At 71.6% G+C, this 20,048-nt stretch carries 19 protein-coding genes, 1 tRNA gene and 1 pseudogene; 8 read left to right on the top strand and 13 right to left on the bottom strand.

The window, feature by feature from the left end; translation table 11 throughout:
• Nucleotides 1–103: 103 nt before the first annotated feature.
• Nucleotides 104–184, bottom strand: a tRNA-Tyr gene (locus ASG96_RS06705).
• Between the two features lie 136 nt (nt 185–320).
• Between ASG96_RS06705 and ASG96_RS06700 the strand changes: the two genes are divergently transcribed.
• Entirely contained in the window at nt 321–815 is a 495-nt protein-coding gene (locus tag ASG96_RS06700) for a YajQ family cyclic di-GMP-binding protein (protein ID WP_026864286.1), read from the top strand.
• Nucleotides 816–900: 85 nt separating this feature from the next.
• Here ASG96_RS06700 and ASG96_RS06695 read toward each other — a convergent pair whose 3' ends face one another.
• Nucleotides 901–1,689, bottom strand: coding sequence for a DUF4031 domain-containing protein (locus ASG96_RS06695; protein WP_057587464.1), 789 nt, complete (start codon nt 1,687–1,689; stop codon nt 901–903).
• 139 nt (nt 1,690–1,828) lie between these two features.
• On the opposite strand from ASG96_RS06695, the gene ASG96_RS06690 reads away from it, so the two are divergent.
• Nucleotides 1,829–2,119, top strand: coding sequence for a WXG100 family type VII secretion target (locus tag ASG96_RS06690; RefSeq protein WP_057587463.1), 291 nt, complete (start codon nt 1,829–1,831; stop codon nt 2,117–2,119).
• 150 nt (nt 2,120–2,269) lie between these two features.
• Here ASG96_RS06690 and groL read toward each other — a convergent pair whose 3' ends face one another.
• The 3 genes from groL to ASG96_RS06675 form a co-directional block, all read right to left on the bottom strand.
• Complete coding sequence (gene groL / locus ASG96_RS06685; protein WP_056752446.1) at nt 2,270–3,901, bottom strand: chaperonin GroEL; 1,632 nt, start codon at nt 3,899–3,901, stop codon at nt 2,270–2,272.
• A 224-nt stretch (nt 3,902–4,125) separates the two neighbouring features.
• Nucleotides 4,126–4,551 (bottom strand): HIT family protein, encoded by a 426-nt coding sequence (locus ASG96_RS06680; protein WP_056752442.1) that lies wholly within the window; start codon nt 4,549–4,551, stop codon nt 4,126–4,128.
• 46 nt (nt 4,552–4,597) lie between these two features.
• The gene (locus tag ASG96_RS06675) at nt 4,598–5,143 is read right to left on the bottom strand and encodes a hypothetical protein (protein ID WP_057587461.1); all 546 of its coding nucleotides are present in this window, start codon (nt 5,141–5,143) and stop codon (nt 4,598–4,600) included.
• A 104-nt stretch (nt 5,144–5,247) separates the two neighbouring features.
• Between ASG96_RS06675 and ASG96_RS06670 the strand changes: the two genes are divergently transcribed.
• Complete coding sequence (locus tag ASG96_RS06670; protein WP_235509088.1) at nt 5,248–6,141, top strand: MBL fold metallo-hydrolase; 894 nt, start codon at nt 5,248–5,250, stop codon at nt 6,139–6,141.
• A 95-nt stretch (nt 6,142–6,236) separates the two neighbouring features.
• Here ASG96_RS06670 and ASG96_RS06665 read toward each other — a convergent pair whose 3' ends face one another.
• Nucleotides 6,237–7,259, bottom strand: coding sequence for a type IV toxin-antitoxin system AbiEi family antitoxin domain-containing protein (locus ASG96_RS06665; RefSeq protein WP_057587457.1), 1,023 nt, complete (start codon nt 7,257–7,259; stop codon nt 6,237–6,239).
• Nucleotides 7,260–7,548: 289 nt separating this feature from the next.
• Here ASG96_RS06665 and ASG96_RS06660 point away from each other — a divergent pair, with 289 nt between their 5' ends.
• Nucleotides 7,549–8,781 (top strand): M48 family metalloprotease, encoded by a 1,233-nt coding sequence (locus ASG96_RS06660; protein WP_162262026.1) that lies wholly within the window; start codon nt 7,549–7,551, stop codon nt 8,779–8,781.
• A 34-nt stretch (nt 8,782–8,815) separates the two neighbouring features.
• Here ASG96_RS06660 and ASG96_RS06655 read toward each other — a convergent pair whose 3' ends face one another.
• The 4 genes from ASG96_RS06655 to ASG96_RS06640 form a co-directional block, all read right to left on the bottom strand.
• On the bottom strand, nt 8,816–9,886 hold the full coding sequence (locus ASG96_RS06655) for a P1 family peptidase (RefSeq protein ID WP_057587452.1): 1,071 nt from the start codon (nt 9,884–9,886) through the stop codon (nt 8,816–8,818).
• Nucleotides 9,883–10,347 (bottom strand): GNAT family N-acetyltransferase, encoded by a 465-nt coding sequence (locus ASG96_RS06650; protein WP_057588339.1) that lies wholly within the window; start codon nt 10,345–10,347, stop codon nt 9,883–9,885. Before ASG96_RS06650 ends, ASG96_RS06655 begins: the two co-directional genes overlap by 4 nt.
• Nucleotides 10,348–10,441: 94 nt before the next feature.
• Nucleotides 10,442–10,741, bottom strand: a complete 300-nt coding sequence (locus tag ASG96_RS06645) for a DUF3263 domain-containing protein (protein ID WP_030193685.1) — start codon at nt 10,739–10,741, stop codon at nt 10,442–10,444.
• A 214-nt stretch (nt 10,742–10,955) separates the two neighbouring features.
• Nucleotides 10,956–12,317 (bottom strand): pyridoxal-dependent decarboxylase, encoded by a 1,362-nt coding sequence (locus ASG96_RS06640; RefSeq protein ID WP_057587450.1) that lies wholly within the window; start codon nt 12,315–12,317, stop codon nt 10,956–10,958.
• 24 nt (nt 12,318–12,341) lie between these two features.
• On the opposite strand from ASG96_RS06640, the pseudogene ASG96_RS24100 reads away from it, so the two are divergent.
• Nucleotides 12,342–12,539: pseudogene (locus ASG96_RS24100) on the top strand (hypothetical protein); the annotation flags it as partial.
• Here the strand turns inward: ASG96_RS24100 and ASG96_RS06635 are convergent.
• Nucleotides 12,529–13,176, bottom strand: a complete 648-nt coding sequence (locus tag ASG96_RS06635; RefSeq protein ID WP_056752424.1) for an HAD family hydrolase — start codon at nt 13,174–13,176, stop codon at nt 12,529–12,531. The pseudogene ASG96_RS24100 and the gene ASG96_RS06635 sit on opposite strands and share 11 nt — an antisense overlap.
• Nucleotides 13,177–13,185: 9 nt before the next feature.
• Complete coding sequence (locus ASG96_RS06630) at nt 13,186–14,364, bottom strand: N-acetylglucosamine-6-phosphate deacetylase (protein ID WP_057587448.1); 1,179 nt, start codon at nt 14,362–14,364, stop codon at nt 13,186–13,188.
• A 44-nt stretch (nt 14,365–14,408) separates the two neighbouring features.
• On the opposite strand from ASG96_RS06630, the gene ASG96_RS06625 reads away from it, so the two are divergent.
• The 3 genes from ASG96_RS06625 to ASG96_RS06615 all read left to right on the top strand — a co-directional run bounded on the left by ASG96_RS06625 (nt 14,409) and on the right by ASG96_RS06615 (nt 18,577).
• A complete protein-coding gene (locus ASG96_RS06625; RefSeq protein WP_056754450.1) occupies nt 14,409–15,086 on the top strand; it encodes a uracil-DNA glycosylase in 678 nt (225 codons plus the stop codon).
• On the top strand, nt 15,083–15,901 hold the full coding sequence (locus ASG96_RS06620; RefSeq protein ID WP_057587446.1) for an SGNH/GDSL hydrolase family protein: 819 nt from the start codon (nt 15,083–15,085) through the stop codon (nt 15,899–15,901). The genes ASG96_RS06625 and ASG96_RS06620 overlap by 4 nt, the downstream gene beginning before the upstream one ends.
• Nucleotides 15,902–16,195: 294 nt before the next feature.
• Nucleotides 16,196–18,577: an immune inhibitor A domain-containing protein gene (locus ASG96_RS06615; protein WP_057587444.1), complete on the top strand. Its 2,382-nt coding sequence runs from the start codon at nt 16,196–16,198 to the stop codon at nt 18,575–18,577.
• 132 nt (nt 18,578–18,709) lie between these two features.
• Here ASG96_RS06615 and gabT read toward each other — a convergent pair whose 3' ends face one another.
• On the bottom strand, nt 18,710–20,047 hold the full coding sequence (gabT, locus tag ASG96_RS06610) for a 4-aminobutyrate--2-oxoglutarate transaminase (RefSeq protein ID WP_057587442.1): 1,338 nt from the start codon (nt 20,045–20,047) through the stop codon (nt 18,710–18,712).
• Nucleotide 20,048: the final 1 nt, after the last annotated feature.

Below are 20,048 nucleotides of genomic sequence, written 5' to 3'. Positions count from 1 at the left end.
TCGTAAAGTGCCGTCGTCGGCCACCAGCGGGCCCCCGCCGCCAGACAGCAGAAAAGCCCCTGACCGGCGTTTCCGCTGGTCAGAGGCCCTTCTGAGCACTGGGTGGCAGGTGAAGGATTCGAACCTTCGTAGCTCTCGCGACGGATTTACAGTCCGTTTCCATTGGCCGCTCGGACAACCTGCCTTGGTGCGTCTGGAAGGATAGCAAGAGATCGGGCGCGGTCCGAAATCGGGCCCGCGGCGGCGCTTTCGTCGCGTCCGCACGCGTCTCGAGCGCCCGCCCGACAGACCAGACAACAGCATCCGGAAGGACCCCACCGATGGCCGACTCCTCGTTCGACATCGTCAGCAAGTTCGACAAGCAGGAGATCGCGAACGCGGTCAACAGCGCCAGCAAGGAGATCGCGACGCGCTACGACTTCAAGAACGTCGGCGCCTCCGTCGACCTCGCGGGTGACGTCATCAAGATGAAGGCGAACACCGAGGAGCGCTGCCTCGCGGTGCTCGACGTCGTGCAGACCCACCTCGTCAAGCGCAAGGTCAGCCTCAAGCACCTCGACGTCCCCGAGGCCGGACCGCGCCTCTCCGGCAAGGAGTACCACCTCGACGCGCCCCTCAAGGAGGGAATCTCGCAGGAGAACGCGAAGAAGATCAACAAGCTCATCCGCGACGAGGGGCCCAAGGGCGTCAAGAGCCAGATCCAGGGCGACGAGCTGCGCGTGTCGAGCAAGTCCCGCGACGACCTCCAGGCCGTCCAGCGGATGCTGCGTGAGGCCGACCTCGACGTCGCGCTGAACTTCACGAACCAGCGTTGAGCGCGCGGGTCCGCCTGGGCGACAGGTGAACCCACCACGAGAGACCACGTATGCCGTCCACCTAGGTGGGCGGCATACGTGCGTCTCAGCGGGGGCGGGCGAGGCCGCGCAGGTCCGGGAAGACCTCGACGGCGAGGGCCCACCAGAAGAGGTGGCCGCAGAGCTCGGCGTACTCCTGCGGCGTCACCCAGCGCGTCTCGTGGATGCCGTCGTCGCCGTCGGTGAGCTCCGGCCGCACGTCGTCGAGCCGGGTTCGGAAGACCTGCAGGAAGGGCTTGTCGCGACCGAAGAGGTTGTCGTCGGTGCGAGGCGTGAACCGCTCGTAGCCGCAAGGCAGTACGTCCGGGTGACGCAGCCTGAGTCCGGTCTCCTCGAACGTCTCGCGCACGGCGTTCTCGACCGGTGTCTCGTCGTCCTCGCGCCACCCACCGGGAGAGCCCCACTCGCCGCGACGCACGCTGTGCACGACGACGAAGTCGCCGCGCCGGTCGCGGACGAAGACCATCGCCGCCAGCACGCGGGCCGGGTCCATCGGGTCGTCGGAGGCCACGAGGTCGACGTCGCTCGAGCCGTTGGGGAACGACACGTCGAGGATGCGGAGGACCCCGCGGTCGCGCTTGCGCTTGCGCAGCCGCAGGCCGGACGCGTTGAGCCGGCGCGCGAGGTCGGCCCCGCCCGTCGGTGTGGCGCCGGCGTCGACCGCGTCCTGCCACCGCCCCTGCGGCACGTCGTAGTGGTCGCCGTCGAACGACCGCGGGTGCAGCTGGGCGGCGCGGGCGACGGCGTGCAGCTCGTCGTAGGAGGTGTCGCTGACGAGGTGGGCGAAGAGCCGACCGTGGGCGGGCCAGATCGGCTGGTCGATCCACACGGTCATGGCCCCGAGCCTAGGCCAGCCCCATCACGTACGCCGTCGGGTCCCCTGTGGATGACGCGCGCCGCCGCCCCTCCGCCCGACCTAGCCTCGAACACACGCGGCCGCCGTCCGGCCGGTCCACCGATCGAGGAGTAGACCCATGTCCCGTTCCGTCGTTGACACCGAACGCATCGCCGCCGCGGCCGGCGACATCAACCGCCTCGCCGACACCATCACGTCGAGCACCGCCGAGCTGCGCGGGCGCCTCGCCGGCATGGGCGCCGACTGGCAGGGCCCGGCCAAGGTCGAGTTCGAGCGCGTCATGCACGACTACCAGCGCATCCAGGCCCAGATGACCGAGGCGCTGGCCGACGTCGGCCGCCTCACCCTCAAGGCGTCCTCGGCGTATGCCGAGCACGAGAACGCGACGCGCGCCCTCTTCGCCCGCTGAGTCCCTCGCGGGCACACGGCATACGCCGCTCTGCCTCACGGGCGCCTGGGACCCCGGGACGCCCGGGACGCCCGAGACGCCCAAGGGCGGCTCCCCCGTGAGGAGGAGCCGCCCTTGCGACGTGCTGCGGTGCTGCTCAGACGGTTGGGCTCAGAAGCCCATGCCGCCCATGCCGCCCATGTCGTCGCCACCGGGCATGGCCGGCGCGTTCTTCTCGGGCTTGTCGGCGATGACGGCCTCGGTCGTGAGGAAGAGCGCCGCGATCGAGGCTGCGTTCTGCAGCGCCGAGCGCGTCACCTTGACCGGGTCGATGATGCCGGCGGCGAGCAGGTCGACGTACTCACCCGACGCGGCGTTGAGACCGTGACCGGCCTCCAGGCCGCGCACCTTCTCCGCCACGACTCCACCCTCGAGACCGGCGTTGATCGCGATCTGCTTGAGCGGGGCCTCGGTCGCGACGCGCACGATGTTGGCGCCGGTCGCCTCGTCACCCTCGAGCACGAGCTCGTCGAGCGCCTTGGCGGCCTGGATGAGAGCCACGCCACCACCGGCGACGATGCCCTCCTCGACGGCAGCCTTCGCGTTGCGGACGGCGTCCTCGATGCGGTGCTTGCGCTCCTTGAGCTCGACCTCGGTGGCCGCGCCCGCCTTGATGACGGCGACGCCGCCGGCGAGCTTGGCGAGGCGCTCCTGGAGCTTCTCGCGGTCGTAGTCGGAGTCCGACTTCTCGATCTCGGCCTTGATCTGGGCGATGCGGCCCTCGATCTGCGAGCGGTCCTCGGCGTCCTCGACGATGGTCGTCTCGTCCTTGGTGACGACGACCTTGCGAGCGCGGCCGAGCAGGTCGAGGGTGGCGTTCTCGAGCTTGAGACCGACCTCCTCGGAGATGACCTGGCCACCGGTGAGGATGGCGATGTCGGTGAGCATGGCCTTGCGGCGGTCGCCGAAGCCGGGAGCCTTGACGGCGACCGACTTGAACGTGCCCTTGATCTTGTTCACGACGAGCGTCGCGAGTGCCTCACCCTCGATGTCCTCGGCGATGATCAGCAGCGGCTTGCCTGACTGCATGACCTTCTCGAGGAGCGGGATGAGGTCCTTGATGCTGCCGATCTTGGAGTTCGCGACGAGCACGTAGGCGTCGTCGAGGACGGCCTCCATGCGCTCGGTGTCGGTGACGAAGTAGGCGGAGATGTAGCCCTTGTCGAAGCGCATCCCCTCCGTCATCTCCAGCTCGAGGCCCATGGTGTTGGAGTCCTCGACGGTGATGACACCTTCCTTGCCGACCTTGTCCATCGCCTCGGCGATGAGAGCACCGATCTCCTCGTCGGCCGCCGAGATGCTGGCGGTCGAGGCGATCTGTTCCTTGGTCTCGATCTCCTTGGCCTGCTCGAGCAGGCGGGCGGTGACGGCCTCGACGGCCTTCTCGATGCCGCGCTTGAGCGCCATCGGGTTGGCGCCGGCGGCCACGTTGCGCAGGCCTTCCTTCACCATCGCCTGGGCGAGCACGGTCGCCGTCGTCGTGCCGTCACCGGCGACGTCGTCGGTCTTCTTGGCAACTTCCTTGACGAGCTCCGCGCCGATCTTCTCGTACGGGTCGTCGAGCTCGATCTCCTTGGCGATCGAGACGCCGTCGTTGGTGATCGTGGGGGCGCCCCACTTCTTCTCCAGGACGACGTTGCGGCCCTTCGGCCCGAGGGTCACGCGGACGGCATCGGCGAGGATGTTCATTCCTCGCTCGAGCCCGCGACGCGCCTCTTCGTCAAACGCAATGGTCTTGGCCATTCGGGTGGTTCCTCCCACGCGAATCGTTGGTGGTGGCCCGCATGACGCCCGCGACGGACGGGACCGGTCTCCCCAGCTTCATGTAGCTGCGAACCCAGCCCCTCGGCATACGGCCCATTTCTGTCACTCCCCTAGGGAGAGTGCTAACGCCATTATTGGCACTCTCGGGGTGAGAGTGCAAACGTCTCACCCGCTCGGGTGAGGGCGTATGCCGTGGGGTCGGCTCAGGCGTCCCCGGCCGGTGCCAGCACGGTGGCGATCCGGGCCGCGTGCGCGGCGGACTCCTCCGGCGACGCGTAGGTCGTCCGCGGCCAGAAGAAACCGCGCAGGCCGTCGCCCTTGGTCCGTGGCACGACGTGGACGTGCAGGTGCGGCACGGACTGGCTCACGACGTTGTTCACCGCGACGAACGTGCCCTGCGCGCCGAGCGCCTCGACGACGGCCGCGGCGAGGCGCTGGGTCGCCCCGAGCAGCGTGGCGTGCAGGTCCGCGGGCAGGTCGAGCAGGGTGTCGACGTGCCGGCGCGGCACGAGCAGGACGTGGCCCTTGAAGACGGGGCGGCGGTCGAGGAAGGCGACGAGGTCCGGCTCGTCGAGCACGACGTCGGCCTGGACCTCCCCCGCCACGATCGAGCAGAAGACGCAGTCCATGCCGACAGGCTTTCACGCCCGAGCACGGTCGGGCGGGCCGCGGGGCTCAGCAGATGACGAGCAGGACGCAGCCGCCGTCGCTCGACGTGGGTGAGGGGCTGGGCGTCGGGATGGGCTTCTTCGTCGAGGTCGGCTTCGGCCTCGGGTTGCCCCTGGTCGGCCTCGGGCTCGGGGCGGCGGTCGAGCTCGGTGCGGGCGCAGTGGTGGCCTGGCTCGGCGACGGAGCGGGCGCCGTCGTCGTGGGGACCGACGAGGTCGGGTGGGAGGCCGGCTCGACGACGACAGCGGTGGCCCGCGGTCGGGTGGTCCCGGGTCGGCGGGCCCCGGTCGCCCCGGTCGCGCCGGCCCCGCTGGTGGCGGCGGTGGAGGTGTCTGCCGAGCCCCAGCCGTCGTCGGAGGTCGTGCTCGACCAGTCGCCCCCGGGCAGTCCGGGGAAGCCGCCCGACGACATCGCCTCGTCGCTCCAGCTGTCGCCGGACCAGAAGGCGACGGCACCGGTCGAGAGCAGGGCGATCGAGGCGAGGACGGCAGCGATGACGACCTTGCGTCGGGACTTCGAGCCGGGAGTGGAGGTGTGGATCTCGGTCGACATGGTCCACAAACGTAGAGGAACCGGGCGCCGGACGCCTCCTCAGGACGTGGCCGCTACGGTGGACCCATGCTCGGCGAGACGTGGATCACACCAAGGGTCGCGGCATGACCGCACCGCCCGAGGGAGCCACGACGGCGACGACGACGGGCTTCGTCGAGGTCGCCGATCGCGTCTTCGTCGCGCGCTACCGGCAGTGGGACGTCAACGTCGGACTCGTGCTCGGCCGCCACGGGGCCGTCGTCATTGACACCCGTGCGAGCGACGTCGAGGGCAGCCAGGTGCTCGACGACGTCCGACGCCTCGGCCGTGACATCGAGGTGCACCACGTCGTCAACACGCACGTCCACTTCGACCACACGTTCGGCAACGCCGCTTTCGACCTCGCGACGGTGCATGCGCACGACAACGTCGGGCGCACCATCGAGGATGACGCCCAGCGGATCAAGGCCGCCTTCCGGGCCGACCCGGGAGCCGGTCCGGAGCACGGCTACACCGAGCGCGACGCCGCCGAGGTCATGGCGACCGTCGTGCGCGCGCCCGACCGCACCTTCGGCTCCAACGCGACCATCGACCTCGGTGACCGCGTGGTCACGATGACGTATGCCGGTCGCGGCCACACCGACGGCGACGTCGCCGTGCTCGTGCCCGACACCGACGCGATGTTCCTCGGTGACCTCGTCGAGGAGAGCGCCCAGCCGTCGTTCGGCAGTGACTGCTGGCCGCTCGAGTGGGCCGACACACTCACCTCGCACCTCGTCCAGGCCGCTGACCGCATCGTCGTCGTGCCGGGCCACGGACGCCCGGTCGACGGCGCGTTCGTGGCCCGGCAGCGCGACGAGATCGCCGCGGTCGCGTCCGTGATCCGCGAGCGCCGGCTCGGTGCGGGCTCCCTCGAGGAGGCCCTGCGCGAGCCCGACCCGCGCCTGCCCTACCCGCTCGACGACCTGGGCGCAGCGATCCGCCGAGGCTGGGACCACCTCACCCCACCCGCCCCCTGACTCCGCGCCGACGGGCGCCTCGGGTCCGGTGGTGGAGTTCTCCCGGCACGTGGTGCCGACTGCACTCCACGACCTGCGGCCCACGCAGACGGCCCTCACGCGACCCGATGCCTCGACCGAGCCACGCCGCAGCTCGGGCCGCACGACGTGAGCTCGCCGTCCCAGCCGCGGGATCGGAGGAGCTGCCCGACCAGCAGACTCGCGCGACAGGGCTCGAGAACGTGGGACCAACCCAGTCGCAGGGTGGCATCACCACGACTCGCGGCGTCGACGTCGCGCTCGAGATCGGCCCACTCGCGCGCCGGCCCTGCGTGGACGAACCGTCCGTCGAGCTCCACGACGACCCCGAGCTCCGGGTACTCGACGTCGCGGTAGGTCACTCCCCACCTCGTGACGGCGCGGACCTGCCGGCGCGCCGTCGGCAGGCCGTGCGCTCGCTCGACCTCGGAGAGGTAGCGCCGTTCGAGGACCGACATCGTCCCGTTCGCGATGTCGTCCAGGATCGCCAGGAGGAGCCGTCGCCGAGGCAACCGCCCACGTGCGGCCAGCGTGGCGCGAAGGCGTGAGGCGGTCGTCGCTCCCTCCTGGCACGCATCCGACAGGACGGCGACGGCGTCCGCCTCGCCTCGACAGCTCGACGCCACGTCGAGAAGGGCCTCGTCGAGGCGGAGACGCGGCGGCGCGAGGTGGAGCAGGACGCGACTCTCGAAGTCGGACCGACGGGTCACGACGACACCACTCGGTGGCACGACCCGTCGACTCGCGTCCACGACGACATGGACCGGGTCCACGTCGGCCACGCGTCCGAAACGGATCCCCTTGTCGATCCACGCGTCAGCGCGCCCTCCCCCGGTGAACGATCTGACACCGTGAGCCCGCAGCGCGGACGGCCCGGCGAGCGCCGCGGGCCAGTGGAAGAGCGTGGCGGCCCAGGCGCGCTGCGACCACGTGGCGGGCCCGGTGTGGTCGACGTATATGCCCGGGTGGATCCGCGCCAGTTCTCGACGGCGCAGCAGCCTCTCCAGGCCGTTGTCGTCGAGGCCGCACTCCAGGGCCTGGGACCGCGAGATCACCCCGTCCTGCGATCGGAGCAGTCGGTGCGCGCACGACAGGTCCATGCCTCCGAGCGTGACCGCGCATCCTGGATGCCGCACAGCGGCGGCGTCTGCCTGTGGCTGACGAGCCACCCCGACGAGGGGGTGTGGATGATCCGCGGGATGGCTCGAGGAGATCCTTCGGCACCAGGTGCCGGGAGAGCTCCACGACCTTGCGGCCCGCGCCCCAGATGTGGGCCCTGCTCTGGCCCTCGTGGAGGGGCCCGTCGCGACCGTGCCCGGGCAAACAGCCCGCGACGATCGACGCAGCCGTAGCATCCGGGGCACCAACCCACCGCCGAAGGGCCGTCCGTTGTCCGAGCTCCACCCACATTCGTCCTCGCCCACGTCCACCGCCGCCGCGGCCCCACCGCGACCTGGACTCTCGTGGTTCGCCCGCCGGCGAGTCGAGGCACTCGACCAGGCCTCGGCCCGGATCCACGGAGTCCTGCTCGCCCAGGTGAGTCGGGGCGAGCGCCCCCAGGCTTCGACCCGCACGTCACGTGGCGTCATCGCGATCTCGGTGCTCGTACTCGCCTCGTATGCCATCGCGGTGGTCCTGCTCGTCATCGCCACCGTCGCCTCGAAAAACGTCATCGGCTGGTTCGCCGTCGTCCTCGGCTGGCTGATCGTGGTTGCCATCGCGCCACGGCCCCACCGGCTCGAGGACGTCCGACTGCTGCCAGCCGATGACTACCCGAGCACCCACCGGCTCGTGGCAGCCGTGGCCGAGTCGGTCGGTACGCCGGCCCCGGACCTCATCGCCGTCTCGATCGAGTTCAACGCGGGCGTCGCTCGAATCGGCTGGGGGCGCCGTCAGGCGCTCGTGATCGGGCTACCGCTCTGGACCCTGCTCACCGACGACGAGCGCCTCGCCCTGCTCGCCCACGAGATGGGACATCTCCGCGGCCGGGACACGGCCCTCAGCCACCTGGCGGCCGTCGCGCACGGCGTGCTGCGTCGCGCCGCCACGCTCCTGACCCCCTTGCCCGACGACGCCTACTCAGACTTCGTCGACGACCGTCGCGATGTCTCCGAGGCGACCATGAACGCTGTCGGCTCACTGGTCCTCCGCGTGCTCTCCGCGCCCGCAAACCTCCTGCTCCTGCTCTTCGAGCGCCTCGCCGCCGTCGAGTCCCAACGCCGCGAGTACCTCGCCGACCTCCGGGCCGCCGAGGTCGCAGGCACGTCCGCCGTCGTGCGCCTGCTCGTCACGACCGAGAACCTGCCCGGCCTCCACACGCTGGCCGCCGCCGGGGCGCGACGTCGAGAGGACCCCTTCGCGGTCCTCGAGACGGTGCGCGAGCGTCCGGGCCCGACGGCGCAGCAGGTCGCGGCCGCACGCCAGCGGGCGCGAGAGCAGGACCTGCGCTGGGACGCGAGCCACCCCCGCGACGACCTGCGCCTCTCCCTCGCGGAGGCCCGCGCCGCGGAGCGCTCCGTGGGCGCCTCCGACGTGCAGCACGGCGCCGACCGCGAGCTGGCCGGTCTCCGGGGCGAGCTGACCCGTCAGCTCTCCGACGAGCTGGTCCATCCCTACTGCTGAGCCCTCCGGGTCTCAGCGCGCCGGCTCCCGAGAGTCAGCGCGCGATCGCGGACGGGAACGCGTCGGACCACGAGCGCAGCATCACGCCGCCGTCGGCCGAGCGGTCGACCGACGTCGCCGCCAGCAGCGCGTGGACGATCGCTCGCGCCACGCAGTCGGCGCCCGCCTCCATCAGCAGCGTCTGCTCGACCGGGTCGGGTGCCGGCCGCTCCCCCGTCGCCAGCGTGAAGAGGGTGTCGCCGTCGAAGAGCGTGTGCACCGGCTTGAGCGCCCGCGCGAAGCCGTCGTGACCGATGCCGGCCATCTTCTGGCACTGGGCCTTGGACAGGGTGGCGTCCGTCGCGATCACCCCGATCGTCGTCGCGAGGCCCGGACGGCCGGCGTCGGCGGGCAGCGCCTCGGCCCGGGCCCGGGACTCCTCGAGCTCTGCCGCGCTCGGCCGACCCACGTGGGCCAGCTCGTCGCCGAGACCCAGGCCCACGGCATACGGCAGCCCGGTGGCAGGGTCGACGGCCGAGCCGACGGCGTTGACGGCGACGAGCGCCGCGACAGTCGCACCCGACTCGAGCACGGTGCTCGCGGAGCCGACGCCGCCCTTGAAGCCGCCCGCCTTCGCGCCGGTCCCGGCGCCGACGCAGCCCTGGGCGACGCCCGAGGCCGACGCAGTGGCGTATGCCGCCCTCCCGTCCTCCGCGCGCGGACGGTGGCCCCACGTGCCGCCCCGTCCGAGGTCGAAGAGGATCGCGGACGGCACGATCGGCACGACGTGTCCGGGCGCGCCCATCGGCCAGCCGATCCCGTCGTCGAGCAGGGCGTCCACGACACCGTCGGCGGCGGCGAGGCCGAGGGCGGACCCGCCGCCGAGGACGATCGCGTTGATCCGGTCGACGAGGTTGCGGGGGTCGAGCAGGTCGGTCTCACGCGTGCCGGGGCCACCGCCGCGCACGTCGACACCGGCGACCGCACCGCCCTCGGGCGCGAGCACGACGGTGACGCCTGTGAGCCACCCGGGCTCGTCACGGGTGCAGTGGCCGACGCGCACGCCGGAGACGTCGACGAGGGAGTTGGTCGGGCCGGGGGCCGCGACGAAGGGGCCACCGCTCACTGCGGTTCCCGGAGGTCGAACTCCATGAGCCGACCGGGCGAGCTGAAGCCGAGCCGCTCGTAGAACTCCTGCGCGCGGTCGTCGGGGGCGTTGAGCCGGATCCACTTGACGTCGGTGGTGCGCGACCACTCGATCATCGCCTCGGTGAGGGCGCGGCCGACGCCGCGGTCACGGCAGCCCGGGGCCACGAAGAGGCCACCGACGTGCAGCCAGGAGACGTCCTTGCGACCGGGCCACGGCAGCGCGCGGATGCGCCGGGTCTCGAGGATGCCGGCGTGCTCGCCGCGGCTCTCGGCGATCCACGTCGGCCGGTCGGGCCGCTCGGCCAGCCACGCGTCGACGAAACGGTCGAGGTAGCCGGTCTCGGACGGCATACCCAGCTCGCGGGCGAACTGCAGGTGCAGCGCGGCGACGATGAGGGCGTCGTCGGCCGACGCGCGGCGGATCGTCACCTCGGCCATGAGGGAAGTGAACCACGCGCGCGTTGCGAGGGCCCGCATCACTGGCTCGAGCGGCCACCTGCCCATCGGGGGGACGGGCGACGTGAGGGACGGGTCAGACGTTGATGCCGAGGCGGCGGCTCGTGCGCGCCCGCTGGCGGCTCGCGCGCATGCGGCGCAGGCGCTTGATGAGCATCGGGTCGGCCTCGAGGGCCTCCGGGCTGTCGAGGAGCGCGTTGAGCACCTGGTAGTACCGCGTGGAGCTCATGTCGAAGAGCTCCTTGATGGCCTGCTCCTTGGAGCCGGCGTACTTCCACCACTGGCGCTCGAACGCCAGGATCTCGAGGTCGCGCGCACTGAGGCCGTCCTCGGACTCGTGACGGTGCGGCTGCGCCGTGGCGTGTTCTGTGCTCATGTCCCCGTCTCGCTGGAGTGGTGCTGCGTCTCACGTCGTGCGTTGGCTCCGGTCACACCCTAGACCGAAATGACAAGGGTGTCATTCAGCCCGGGCGTGGCGCGGCATGTCGTCGGCGGGGCGCTCGGAAGGCGCGGAACATGCGTCCCACCAGCCTCATGAGCCCCACCCGTGACGCGTCGTCGCGTCCGGTCGTGCGGTCGTCCCCCGGGCGTCAGGCCATCGTATCGAGGATGGCGTTGACGTCCTCCTTCGTCGTGTGCGGGTTGACGATCGCGAAGCGCGTCAGCGTCTCCCCGCGGAACGTCGTCGGCACGACGAAGGCGAACTCCTGCGCGAGCAGCCGGTCGGTCCACGCCTGGTAGTCCTCGGGCGACCAGCCGAGCCGCCGGAAGACCACGACCGAGAGGTCGGGCTCGCGCACCGCCTCGAGGTAGTCGCGGCGCCCGATCTCGTCGGCGGCGAAGCGCGTCACCTCGAGCGTGCTCTCGATGGCGTCGACGTAGGCGTCGGTGCCGTGGACCGCGAGGGAGTACCAGAGCGGCAGGCCGCGGGCCCGCCGCGTCAGGCCGATGGAGTAGTCGGTCGGGTTCCACTCGGCCGACTTCGTGATGACGTCGAGGTAGCCGGCCTCCTGCGTGTGCGCGACCCGTGCGAGCTCGGGCTCGCGGTAGATGAGGGCGCAGCAGTCGAACGGCGCGAAAAGCCATTTGTGCGGGTCGACGATGAAGGAGTCGGCGTGCTCGATGCCGTTGAAGAGGTGGCGCACCGACGGGGCCGCGAGCCCGGCGCCGCCGTAGGCACCGTCGACGTGCAGCCACAGGCCGTACTCGCGGCACACCTCGGCGACCGACTCGAGGTCGTCGACGACACCGAAGTTCGTCGTGCCGCTCGTCGCGACCACGGCGAAGAAGGTCTCGGGGCCGTGCTCCTCGAGCGTGCGTCGCAGCTCAGCACCGGTCAGGCGCAGCTTCTCGTCGACGTGGACGCCGCAGACCTCGGCGTCCATGACCGCGGCCATCGAGACGACCGACGAGTGCGCGTTGTCCGTCGCAGCGATCCGGTAGGGGCGCGCGCCGGTGCCCGCCTGCTTCGCGCGAGCCCTGGCCGTATGCCGTGCCACGACGAGCGCTGACAGGTTGCCCACCGTGCCACCGGGCACGAAGACGCCGCCCGCCGAGTCGGGCAGGCCGGCGAGGTCACTGATCCAGCGCAGGGCCTGGTTCTCGGCGTAGACCGCGCCGGCGCCCTCCATCCACGACCCGCCGTAGATCGATGACGCGCCCACGACGACGTCGAACGCCGCGGCCTCGCGCGTCGGGGCGCACGGGATGAAGGAGAGGTAGCGGGGGTGGTCGGTCGAGAGGCAGGCCGGCGCCAGGGTGTGCTCGAAGAGCTCCATGGCCCGCGTCGAGCCGAGACCCTGCGGGGTGATGGTCTGGCCGGCCGCGGCCCGGAGGTAGTCCTCGGGCTGCGCGCCGTCGAGCGGGATCGGGTCCATGAGCAGCCGCTCGCGGGCGTAGCTGAGGACCTTGTCGACGGCGACGTGGTCGGCGTCCTTGTCGAAGCTGTGCACGCACAGATGCTAGGCCCTGCGACNGACCCCTCCGACCCCTCCGACCCCTCCGACCCCTCCGACCCCTCCGACCCCTCCGACCCCTCCACACCGAACGCCGCGTTCGGTGTCGAGCTCAGTGTTCTGACGGCGCGTTCGCGACCGAACGCGGCGTTCGGTCGCTGGGACGCAGCCTGCGGGCCGCCTGGTGCCGACCGGGACCCCCAGGACCTCAGCCGATGAGGGCGGTGCGCAGCTCGCCGGCGGTCGCCACGACGGCCGTGGGTCGCACGCCGTGCAGGGCGTCGGGCAGGCCCGCGCCCCACGTGACGGCGACGGTGTCCATGCCCGCGGCCTTGCCGGCGAGCACGTCGACGACCGCGTCACCGACGTAGACGGCGTCGTTGGAGCCGCGACCCATCCGGTCGAGCGCGAGCAGCAGCGGCGTCGGGTCGGGCTTGTGCCGCTCGGTGTCCTCCATCGCGACGAGGACGTCGACGTGCTCGCTGATGCCGAGGATGTCCATGGCCTGCTCGGCCGACTCGCGCCGCTTCGACGTGGCGACGCCGACGTGGACGCCCGCGGCGCGCAGGTCGCCGAGCACCTCGACGACGCCGTCGTAGCCGCGGATGAGGCGCTCGGTGTTGTCGGCGTTCCACTGCAGGTAGGTCGCGTAGAGCTCGTCGGCGTGCTCGGGCGAGTGGTCACGGAACGCGCCGATGAGGGGCCGGCCGATCCACGAACGGATCACGTCCGGGTCCTCCTCGCGGCCGATGACGGTGCGGAACGCGTGCTGGTAGGACTCGACGATGAGGTTGATCGTGTCGGCCAGCGTGCCGTCGAGGTCGAAGACAGCGGTGGACCAGCGGGGAGAAGTCACCGGCCGAGCCTAGGGCAGCGGGGACTCCAGCCACCGCCCGCGTCTCATGACCCGGGTCGCTCGGGCGGCCTCGTCGACGACGACCACGTCGGCGCGGGATCCCACGGCGAGCGCCCCCCGGTCGGCCAGCCCGAGCGCGCGGGCAGGCGTGCGCGTGGCGGGGCGGACGGCATACGCCATCGGGACGCCGGCGGCGACGGCCCGGGCCACGATGTCGGCGACGTGGCTCGTGCCCCCGGCGATCGAGCCGGGCGTCGTGCCGTCGGGGTCACGGGTGAGGCGGGCGATGCCGCGGTCGACGACGACGGAGAGCCCGCCGAGGACGTAGGCACCGTCCCCGACGCCGGCCGCCGCCATGGCGTCGGAGACGAAGGCGACGTGGTCGGCGCCGACGAGGTCGAGGACCGTGCGCACGGTGTCGTCCGACAGGTGCGCGCCGTCGGCGATGAGCTCGACCGTGACGTGACCGCGCGCGGCCGAACGCATCAGTGCCGCAACGGCGCCCGGCGTGCGATGGTGCCACGGGTCCATGCCGTTGAAGAGGTGCGTGGCGAGGTCGGCGCCGGCCGCGACCGCCGCCTCGACCTGCGCGTAGGTGGCCGTGGTGTGACCCACTGCCGCGTGGATGCCGGCCGACGTGAGCCAGCGGACGAGGTCGAGGCCGTGAGCGCGCTCAGGGGCGAGCGTCACCTGGCGGATGTGGCCGCGGCCGAGCTCGATGAGGCGCTCGACCTCGGCGAGCGAGGGGTCACGCAGGAGCGTCGGGTCGTGGGCGCCGCAGCGGGCCTCGGCCAGCCACGGACCCTCGAGGTGGATGCCGTCGACGAAGCCGTCGTCGGCGATCTCGGCGAGCATCGCGACGCCCCGCTCGAGGTCACGGGGGCTCATCGTCACGAGGCTGGCGAGAAGGCTCGTCGAGCCGTGCGCGTGGTGGTGCTCGGCCGCTGCGGCGGCCGCGTCGTCGCGGAGGTCGGTGAACGCCGTCCCGCCGCCGCCGTGGCAGTGGATGTCGACGTATGCCGGCAGCATCGTCCCCGAGACCCGCTCGGCCGCGTCGGCGCCGGGTGGGGGCTCCGCGCCGGCGCTGAGTGGCGTGACGGCCGTGATGCGCTCGCCCTCGACGTGGACGAGGACGTCGGGCAGCACCGTGTCGTCGACGAGGGCGGGTCCGCGCAGTGTGAGGTTCATCGGGGTCGATTCTGTCGTACACCGCACAGGGGTAGCGTGTGGCCGTGCCAGCCCGCCCCCTCAGCGACCTCGTCCACCCGACGTGGGTGCCGGCGCTCGAGCCGGTCGCCGACACCATCACCGCGATGGGCGAGTTCCTGCGCGCGGAGGTCGCGGCAGGTCGCGGCTACCTCCCGGCCGGCGACCGCGTGCTGCGCGCCTTCTCGCTGCCACTGCCCGACGTGCGCGTGCTCGTGGTCGGGCAGGACCCCTACCCGACACCCGGCCACCCGGTGGGCCTGAGCTTCAGCGTCGCGCCCGACGTGCGCCCGGTCCCCCGGTCGCTGCAGAACATCTACCAGGAGCTCGGCACCGACCTCGGCCTCCCGACGCCGGGCGACGGCGACCTGACGCCGTGGTTCCAGCGCGGCGTGATGCTGCTCAACAGGGTGCTCACGGTGCGGCCCGGCGCGTCAGCCAGCCACCAGGGCAAGGGCTGGGAAACCGTGACGGCACAAGCGATCTCGGCCCTCGTCCAGCGCGGCGGACCACTGGTCGCGATCCTCTGGGGACGGCAGGCGCAGTCCCTCGCCCCCATGCTCGGCGACGTGCCGCGCATCGAGTCCGCCCACCCGTCCCCGCTGTCGGCGCGTTCCGGCTTCTTCGGCTCGCGGCCCTTCAGCCGCACCAACGACCTCCTCGCCCAGCAGGGCGCGGCACCCATCGACTGGAGGCTGACATGACCCAGCCCGCACCCGACGGCTCCGGACCCACGGTCTGGACGCGCTTCGTCGCGATCGGCGACTCGTTCACCGAGGGCATGTGCGACGACGACCCGACGTTCGGGCACGACGGCGAGTTCGCCGGCTGGGCCGACCGGCTCGCGTCGCACCTGTCCGAGATCGCTCGCAGCGAGGGGCTCGACTTCGGCTACGCCAACCTCGCCGTGCGCGGCCGCAAGCTCGCCGACGTCGTCGGCCCGCAGCTCGAGGACGCCCTGTCGCTCCAGCCCGACCTGGTCAGCATCGTCGGCGGCGGCAACGACATCCTGCGCCCGAAGGCCGACCTCGACGGCCTCGCCGCGCGGCTCGAGGCCGCCGTCGCCCGCATCCGCGCGACCGGGGCCGACGTCCTCATGGCCACGCCGGTCGACCCGGCCGACGCCCCGCTCGTCAAGGCCACCCGGGGTCGCGCCGCGATCCACACCGCCAACATCTGGAGCATCGCCCGTCGCAACGGCGCCCACGTCATCGACCAGTGGGGCCTGCACGCCCTCCGGGACTGGCGGATGTGGTCCGAGGACCGCATCCACATGACGACCGAGGGCCACCGCCGCGTCGCCCTCGCCGCGCTCGAGGCCCTCGGCCACACGCCGGCCGAGACCGACTGGGCCACCCCGCTCGAGCCTGCTCCCCCGATCGGCCGCCGCGAGGCGCTGCAGGCCAACGCGCAGTGGGCCAAGGAGTACGTCGGCCCGTGGGTCCACCGCCGCCTCACCGGGCGCAGCTCGGGCGACCACCGCCAGGCCAAGCGCCCCGACGTCGCCCCCCTCGACTGACGCCGCGTCACACGCTCTGGCCGGGACGCGGACGCGCCCGGCGAGCACGGCTCCGGATCCTCCGTCGACCACCCGGCATACGGCCACTTCTTCGGAACACCCTGCCCGCCACCTGAGGATCTCCTGAAAATGGATGGCCCCAACCTCTGGCGCGGAGCGGTCCGCCCTGCCATTCTCCTTCTCGGGTTGCTCGGGGGAGCCCCAACCCGACACCACTGGTGCGCGTGACCCGGATCGGGCCACGCGCATCGCGCGGACCGGCGGCCGACGACGGCTGCCAGTCGAGGAGGATCAGTGCGCAGGACGTCCAGGGGGCTGCTCAGCCTCGCTCTCGCAGCCGGCATGGGGGTCGCCGTCGGCGCTCCCATGGTCGGCGCCCAACCGACCGTCGACCGGGTCGCCCACCAGCCGGCCGACGCCGCCGCCCAGCAGGGGTCGGACGAGCTCCCCAACCCCAAGGAGGACAAGCGCCGCGCTCTCAAGGAGACGGCGATCAAGCAGGTGCTGAACGGCACCGCCACGCCCGTCAAGAAGGGCAACAGCACGGTCGTCAAGGTCAAGGGCGCGTCCGGCGGCCAGGGCCCGACCGACGAGTACGTCGAGCTGAGCCGCGAGGGCACCGACAAGATCTTCGTCATCCTCGCCGAGTTCGGCAACGAGCGCGAATCGCGCTACCCCGACCAGGACACGGACCCGGCCACGCCCGGCCCGACGACGTTCGAGGGCCCGCTGCACAACGCGATCCCCGAGCCGGACCGCACGCTCGACAACTCGACGAACTGGAACGCGAACTACAGCCGCGAGTACTTCCAGGACCTCTACTTCGGTGCCGGCGGCCCCATCGGTCAGGGCGGCACCCAGGAGAGCGTCAAGCAGTGGTACGAGCGCCAGAGCTCGGGCCGCTACAGCATCGACGGCGAGGTCTCCGACTGGGTCAAGGTGCGCTACAACGAGGCCCGGTACGGCCGCTCGAACGGCTACCCGTGCGCCGGCAACGTCTGCAGCAACACGTGGTCGCTCGTCCGTGACGCGGTCAACCAGTGGGTTGCCGACCAGAAGGCCGCCGGCCGCACGCTCGACCAGATCAAGGCCGACCTGGCGCTGTACGACCAGTGGGACCGCTACGACGTCGACGGCGACGGCAACTTCAACGAGCCCGACGGCTTCATCGACCACTTCCAGATCGTCCACTCCGGTGGCGACCAGGCCGACGGTGACCCCTACCAGGGTGAGGACGCCGTCTGGTCGCACCGCTGGTACGCCTCGACCGCGCCCGGCGGTCCCGGCGGGGCGACGGGCACCCCGATCGCCGACACCGGCATGTGGGTCGGCGACTACACGATCCAGCCCGAGAACGGCGGCATGTCCGTCTTCACGCACGAGTACGGCCACGACCTCGGCCTGCCCGACCTGTACGACTCCGCCACCGGCGCCGACAACGGCGTCAACTGGTGGTCGATGATGAGCCAGAGCCGCCAGGCCGGTCCGAACGACCAGTCCATCGGCGCGCGCGGCTCGGACTTCGGCGCGTGGGAGAAGCTCTTCCTCGGCTGGCTCGACTACCAGGTCGTGACGCCGACGGCCAAGGGCGCCAAGGTCATGGTCGGCCCGCACGAGTACAACACCGACAAGAAGCAGGCGGTCATCGTCCCGCTGCCGAAGAAGAACGTCGTCTCGCCCCTCGTCACCCCGAGGACGGGCTCGAAGGACTTCTACGGGGGGCGCGCCAACGCGACCGAGGCGACCCTGACCCGCTCGGTGGCCCTCGGCTCCGGCACGTCGACCCTGACGTTCGCGACGAACTACGCGATCGAGGACTGCGGCTGCGACTACGGCTTCGTCGAGGTCAACGACGGCTCCGGCTGGACGGCCATCCCCGGCACGGACACCCGCGCCGCCGAGGGCAACGGCATCACCGGCTGGAGCGGCGGCGCCGAGGGCCAGATGGGCTGGAAGGACGCGTCCTTCGACCTGTCCGCCTACGCGGGCAAGACGGTGCAGGTGCGCTTCCGCTACCACACGGACCCGGCCTACACCGAGCTCGGCTGGTTCGTCGACGACGTCTTGGTCGTCAGCAACGGCGCGACCGTCGTCGACAGCGGTGCCGAGGGCGGCCTCGAGGGCTGGACGGCGAGCGGCTGGTCGTCCGTGGGGGCGAGCGTCTCCACGGCGTACGACAACTACTACATCGCCTCGTACCGCAACTACGTGTCGTTCGACGCCTACCTCAAGAGCGGCCCGTACAACTTCGGGTGGCTCAACACCAACGGCGACAAGGTGGAGCACTTCCCGTACCAGGACGGGCTGCTCGTCAGCTACTGGGACACCTCGCAGGCGGACAACAACACGGGCGCCCACCCCGGACAGGGCCTGATCCTCCCGGTCGACGCCAACCCCGAGCCGCGCCTGCTGTCCGACGGGACGCTCCTGCGGGCGCGCATCGCCGGCTACGATGCGCCGTTCTCGACGCAGCAGTCGGACTCGTTCACGTTCCACAAGAACGGGGTGGCCTTCCCGGTCGCCGGTGCTGCGGCCAAGCCGGTCTTCAACGACTCCAAGCAGTTCTGGTACTCGAGCACGCCGTACACCGGCGTCAAGGTCCCGAACAACGGCGTCAACATCGGCATCGAAAACCAGTTCGGCACCTCGATGCAGGTCAAGGTCTGGCTCCGCTGACGCGGATCCCCCTGTGACGCAGTGAGGCCCGCCCCCCGTTCGGGGCGGGCCTCACTGTCGTGGAGGGCGTATGCCGTCGGGCTTGGTTGCGCTGCAAGGCAACCGGACGGCATACGCACTCGGGAACGTGCGTCAGACGGAGGCGGCGAACGCCTTCTCGAAGATGTCGAGCCCTTCGGAGAGCAGGTCGTCGCTCGCGGCGAGCGGCGGGAGGAACCGGAAGACGTTGCCGTAGGTGCCGCACGTCAGGGTGACGAGCCCCTCGGCGTGGCAGGCCTTGTTGACGGCGCCGGTCAGGGCGGCGTTCGGGGTCAGGTCGCCGGGGCCGTTGACGAGCTCGACGGCGAGCATGGCCCCGCGGCCGCGGATGTCGCCGATCTGGGGGTACTTCTCGGCGAGGGCCTGCAGGCGCGGCACGAAGAGGGCCTCTACCTGCTTGGCGCGGGCGCAGAGGTCCTCCTCCTTCATCGTCTCGATGGCGCCGAGGGCTGACGCGCACGCGACGGGGTTGCCGCCGTAGGTGCCGCCGAGGCCACCGCCGTGGATCGAGTCCATGACGTCGGCGCGGCCCGTGACACCGGCGAGCGGGAGGCCGCCGGCCATGCCCTTGGCCGTCGTGATGAGGTCGGGCACGACGCCCTCGTGCTCGCTCGCGAACCAGTCACCCGTGCGGCAGAACCCGGTCTGCACCTCGTCGGCGATGAAGAGGATGCCGTTGTCGGCGCACCAGTCGGCGACCTGCTTGACGAATCCCGGTGCGGGGACGATGAACCCGCCCTCGCCCTGGATCGGCTCGAGGATGACGGCAGCGAGGTTGTCCTCGCCCACCTGCGCGTGCACCTGGGTGACGAACGCGTCGAAGCTCTCCTTCGCACAGTCGGCGGCGCCGCCCGGCCAGCGGTAGGGGTAGCTCATCGGCGCGCGGTAGACCTCGCCGGCGAACGGCCCGAACCGGTGCTTGTAGGGCATGTTCTTGGCCGTCAGGGCCATCGTGAGGTTGGTGCGCCCGTGGTAGGCGTGGTCGAACGCGACGACGGCGTTGCGGCCGGTGAAGTGGCGCGCGACCTTGACGGCGTTCTCGACGGCCTCGGCGCCGGAGTTGAAGAGCGCGGTGCGCTTGTCGTGGTCGCCGGGCGTCAGGTCGTTGAGGGCCTCGGCGACCTCGAGGTACTCCTCGTAGGGCGTGACCATGAAGCACGTGTGGGTGAAGTCCTGCACCTGCGCGGTGACGCGGTCGACCACGCGCGGCGCGGCGTTGCCGACGGTCGTCACGGCGATGCCGGAGCCGAAGTCGATGAGCTGGTTGCCGTCGACGTCGACGAGGATGCCGCCGCCGGCCCGCTCGATGTAGACCGGCAGGCCGGTGGAGACTCCGGCGGACACGGCCGCCGTCTTGCGGGCCTGGAGCGCGGCCGACTTGGGGCCGGGGATCGCGGTCTGCAGGAGCCGCTGCTGGGGGACGTTGCTCATG

This window comes from Terrabacter sp. Soil810 (genome assembly GCF_001429645.1).
Taxonomy (GTDB): domain Bacteria; phylum Actinomycetota; class Actinomycetes; order Actinomycetales; family Dermatophilaceae; genus Terrabacter.
The sequence above is the reverse complement of the archived record's forward strand: the minus strand, read 5'-3'. Positions and strand labels throughout refer to the sequence as shown.

Bases quoted from the DNA above. Each gene is read 5' to 3' on its own strand.
- ASG96_RS06700 (WP_026864286.1), top strand. From the start codon at position 321: ATGGCCGACTCCTCGTTCGACATCGTCAGCAAGTTCGACAAGCAGGAG.
- ASG96_RS06695 (WP_057587464.1), bottom strand. From the start codon at position 1,689: ATGACCGTGTGGATCGACCAGCCGATCTGGCCCGCCCACGGTCGGCTC.
- ASG96_RS06690 (WP_057587463.1), top strand. From the start codon at position 1,829: ATGTCCCGTTCCGTCGTTGACACCGAACGCATCGCCGCCGCGGCCGGC.
- groL (WP_056752446.1), bottom strand. From the start codon at position 3,901: ATGGCCAAGACCATTGCGTTTGACGAAGAGGCGCGTCGCGGGCTCGAG.
- ASG96_RS06680 (WP_056752442.1), bottom strand. From the start codon at position 4,551: ATGGACTGCGTCTTCTGCTCGATCGTGGCGGGGGAGGTCCAGGCCGAC.
- ASG96_RS06675 (WP_057587461.1), bottom strand. From the start codon at position 5,143: ATGTCGACCGAGATCCACACCTCCACTCCCGGCTCGAAGTCCCGACGC.
- ASG96_RS06670 (WP_235509088.1), top strand. From the start codon at position 5,248: ATGACCGCACCGCCCGAGGGAGCCACGACGGCGACGACGACGGGCTTC.
- ASG96_RS06665 (WP_057587457.1), bottom strand. From the start codon at position 7,259: ATGGACCTGTCGTGCGCGCACCGACTGCTCCGATCGCAGGACGGGGTG.
- ASG96_RS06650 (WP_057588339.1), bottom strand. From the start codon at position 10,347: ATGGCCGAGGTGACGATCCGCCGCGCGTCGGCCGACGACGCCCTCATC.
- ASG96_RS06645 (WP_030193685.1), bottom strand. From the start codon at position 10,741: ATGAGCACAGAACACGCCACGGCGCAGCCGCACCGTCACGAGTCCGAG.
- ASG96_RS06630 (WP_057587448.1), bottom strand. From the start codon at position 14,364: ATGAACCTCACACTGCGCGGACCCGCCCTCGTCGACGACACGGTGCTG.
- ASG96_RS06620 (WP_057587446.1), top strand. From the start codon at position 15,083: ATGACCCAGCCCGCACCCGACGGCTCCGGACCCACGGTCTGGACGCGC.
- gabT (WP_057587442.1), bottom strand. From the start codon at position 20,047: ATGAGCAACGTCCCCCAGCAGCGGCTCCTGCAGACCGCGATCCCCGGC.